The 3,810-nt window shown below is 33.7% G+C and carries 4 protein-coding genes; 2 read left to right on the top strand and 2 right to left on the bottom strand.

Annotated elements, in window-relative coordinates:
* Both P8M54_RS03860 and aroC read right to left on the bottom strand, forming a co-directional pair.
* A partial coding sequence (locus P8M54_RS03860; RefSeq protein ID WP_300285421.1) for a cation:dicarboxylase symporter family transporter occupies positions 1–1,075 on the bottom strand: 1,075 nt, incomplete at its 3' end.
* An 88-nt stretch (positions 1,076–1,163) separates the two neighbouring features.
* Complete coding sequence (gene aroC, locus P8M54_RS03855) at positions 1,164–2,222, bottom strand: chorismate synthase (RefSeq protein ID WP_300285418.1); 1,059 nt, start codon at positions 2,220–2,222, stop codon at positions 1,164–1,166.
* Between the two features lie 183 nt (positions 2,223–2,405).
* Between aroC and P8M54_RS03850 the strand changes: the two genes are divergently transcribed.
* Complete coding sequence (locus tag P8M54_RS03850; protein WP_300285416.1) at positions 2,406–3,221, top strand: UDP-2,3-diacylglucosamine diphosphatase; 816 nt, start codon at positions 2,406–2,408, stop codon at positions 3,219–3,221.
* 127 nt (positions 3,222–3,348) lie between these two features.
* On the top strand, positions 3,349–3,810 hold a 462-nt coding region (locus tag P8M54_RS03845), incomplete at its 3' end, for a hypothetical protein (protein WP_300285414.1).

The following is a 3,810-nucleotide window of genomic DNA, read 5'->3' as shown; positions in this document are numbered from 1 at the left end:
CTGCAATCCCTTTGCTAGTTAACATTAATACTAACAACATAGTCATTTGGGTTCCTAAATCTAATTCGATACCGTAGGCTTGAGCGATAAAAATACTGGCAAATGTCATGTACATCATACTCCCATCTAAGTTAAAAGAATATCCTAGTGGTAACATGAACGAAACAATTTTATCTTTTACTCCAAAACGCTCTAATTCTTCCGTTAATTTTGGAAAAACGGCTTCACTACTCGTAGTACCAAATGCAATGATTAAAGGACTCACAATACGTTTCAATAAAACGGTCATTCTACTTTTTAAGAATAAAAAACCAACTGCTATTAAAAACACCCATAAAGTTCCAATTCCAATTAAAAAAGATCCAAAGAATTTAAAGTAGGTAATTGCTAATTCTTGAAAATCCCTAACAGCAAATACTCCTGCAATAGCTCCAAAAACTCCAATTGGTGCAAAATTCATCACGTAGTTTACCATTTTTAAAATGATATGAGATGATTTATCCAATGCATTAATTACTGGTTTAACATGATCCCCAATTGAGGCCGCTGCTAATCCAAAAAAGATAGAGAACACCACGATTTGCAGAATTTCATTTGTAGACATTGCTTCAAAAATACTTTTGGGAACAATATGTTCTATGAAATTATTGAAGTTAATATTTTGCGTTTTATCAGTCACTTCTGCTACCGAATTAGCATCAACATTTGATAAATTTAAACCTACTCCAGGCTCTAAAATATTAACATAAAATAATCCGATTAATAGTGAGATTAATGACGCAGTAAAGAACCATCCCAAAGCTTTTCCTCCAATACGACCAACTGCACTTACATTTCCAAGTTTAGCGATTCCTACTACCAAAGTTGTGAAAACTAAGGGAGAAATAATCATTTGGACTAAACGGATAAAAACAGTTGCTAAAATTTTAATTTTTGAGCTAAACTCCAATGCAGCTTCTTCTGATATTGTATTGTGAAGGACGATACCTAAAGCAGCTCCTAATATCATCGCAATTAGTATTTGCGTGGTTAGATTTGCTAAAATTGATGGTTTTTTTGTTTCTGTAGAATTCATTTATTTTTTATTAGTTAGGTGGAAATATTTCTAAATTACTGTTTTGCCAATATTTTATAAGAATATGACTTTACCCTTAGGTTGTATTTTAATATGTTTTATTGATCAAATAAAAATCAGCTAAAACAATAGCTGCCATCGCCTCAACGATAGGTACTGCTCTTGGAACAACACATGGGTCGTGACGACCTTTACCTGTCATCTCAGTAATATTTCCTTGATTATCTAAAGACTCTTGCTTTTGCATGATAGTGGCCACTGGCTTGAATGCTACATTAAAATAAATGTCCATTCCATTGCTTATACCTCCCTGAATACCGCCTGACAAATTGGTTCGAGTAGTTCCATCTGAATTGTAAAGATCATTATGTTGACTTCCTTTCATTTTAGAGCCCTCAAAACCACTACCGTACTCAAACCCTTTCACAGCGTTAATAGATAGCATGGCTTTTCCTAATTCAGCATGTAATTTATCAAAAACAGGTTCCCCTAGTCCTACAGGTACATTTTGAATAACGCATGTTACCATACCTCCTACTGTATCTCCTTGTTTTCTAATTTCGCGAATATAATCTTCCATTTTAGCTGCCATTTCAATGTCCGGACAGCGAACGGGATTACTTTCGATTAAATTAAAATCAAGCTCATGGTAGGACTTATCTAAAGATAGATCTCCAACAGCAGAGACAAAGGCATGAATTTTTATTTTAGGCAGCATTTGCTTCGCTATAGCACCAGCCACTACGCGACTAGCTGTTTCACGAGCTGAGCTGCGACCACCACCGCGATAATCTCTAAACCCATACTTTTGATCATAAACATAATCAGCGTGACTGGGTCTGTAATTGTCTTTGATGTGTGAATAATCATCCGACTTTTGATTGGTATTGGGAATGATGAAGCCAATTGGGGTTCCCGTAGTTTTACCTTCGAAAATTCCTGATAAAAATTGTACTGCATCCGGTTCTTTACGTTGCGTAACTATCGCTGATTGTCCTGGTTTCCTTCTAGACATTTCAAATTCGATGGCTTCTAAATCAAGTACTATTCCCGAAGGGCAACCATCTATTATTCCGCCTAATGCTTCGCCATGAGATTCACCAAAAGTGGTTATTTTATATAATGTTCCGTAGCTATTTCCCGCCATTATTTTCTGTTTTGAACAAATGTACTATTTTAGTTGAAAGTTAAAAAACTTATAGTTTAGAAGTTTGAAAAACCAATAGCAAATTAGGACAAAAAAGAGTGTATTTATACTTTTTCTTAACTTTTAAAAGTATTTCAGTTAACAATAGTGGTTTTAATTTGTAAAACTTCAAATTAAATCAAATTGAAAAAAAGAAAAGTAGAACTAGTAGTCCTATCCGATGTGCATTTAGGAACCTATGGTAGTCATGCAGAAGAGCTTTATAATTATCTTTCTTCTATAAAACCTAAAGTTTTAGTACTGAATGGCGATATTGTTGATATTTGGCAATTTAGAAAATCATATTTCCCAAAAAGCCACTTAAAAGTGATTCAGAAAATAATTAGCATGGCCTCCAAAGGTACCACCGTACATTATATAACTGGCAATCACGATGAGATGCTTCGAAAATTTTCAGATACTTTCATGGGGAACTTTTCAGTAATTGATAAACTCGTATTGGAAATAGATGACAAGAGGGCTTGGATTTTTCATGGTGATGTATTTGATGCTAGCGTTAATCATGCTAAATGGATCGCCAAACTAGGAGGAAAAGGATATGACTACCTTATCATATGCAATCGATTTGTAAATTGGTGTCTCAAAAAAATTGGACGAGAACCTTACTCCTTTTCAAAAAAGATAAAGGCGAGTGTAAAAAAAGCAGTAAAACACATTTCTGATTTTGAACAAACAGCTACCGATTTAGCTATTGAAAATAAATATGACTTCGTTATATGCGGTCATATCCATGAACCCAAAATCGTTAAGAGAGAAAATAAAGAGGGTAGCACAACCTATCTAAACTCTGGAGATTGGGTAGAAAATTTAACTGCACTTGAATACAATAAAAAAAGATGGAAACTTTATAAGTACGAAGAATCCAATTTTCATGAAGATGAAAATCTATTTGAAATGGAGCATCAGATTGGCAAACAACTGTTTAACAGCACAATTTAATACTGCTTAAGTTGCAGTTAAATTTCAGCAAAAAAGTTAAAAATGCAAATTATATAACATTTCAAAATAATTTCATAATTCCAGGACTTTACAATGACCGTATCTTTGTTAAAACAAAAATCAAAATATGAAAAAGATTATTTTATCAGCTTTTATGCTACTAGGTTTAGCATTTAGCACACAGGCACAAACTATATCTAAAAATGCATTAGGACTTCGTTTAGGAGACAGTGGTGGATTTGGTACTGAAATCACTTACCAAAGAGGTTTAGGAGACAACAACCGTCTTGAACTAGATTTGGGATTACGAAATAGAAAAAACTATAAAAATGGTGCTTATGATGATAATGCATTTAAATTAGCAGGTTTATACCAATGGGTTTGGAACATCGATGGTGGTTTCAATTGGTATGCTGGTGTAGGTGGTGGAGTTGGTAGTTACAATAGAGATTACTATGATAATAGAAATTACAACAGTAATACTTTTGCTTTTGCTGCAGGAGATATAGGTATCGAATACAATTTTGATATTCCATTGTTAATCTCTTTAGATTTCAGACCTGAGTTTGGAGGAAATGGATATTATGAA

This window comes from Flavobacterium sp. (assembly GCF_029242675.1).
Lineage (GTDB): Bacteria > Bacteroidota > Bacteroidia > Flavobacteriales > Flavobacteriaceae > Flavobacterium.
The sequence above is the reverse complement of the archived record's forward strand: the minus strand, read 5'-3'. Positions and strand labels throughout refer to the sequence as shown.

Bases quoted from the DNA above. Each gene is read 5' to 3' on its own strand.
- aroC (WP_300285418.1), bottom strand. From the start codon at position 2,222: ATGGCGGGAAATAGCTACGGAACATTATATAAAATAACCACTTTTGGT.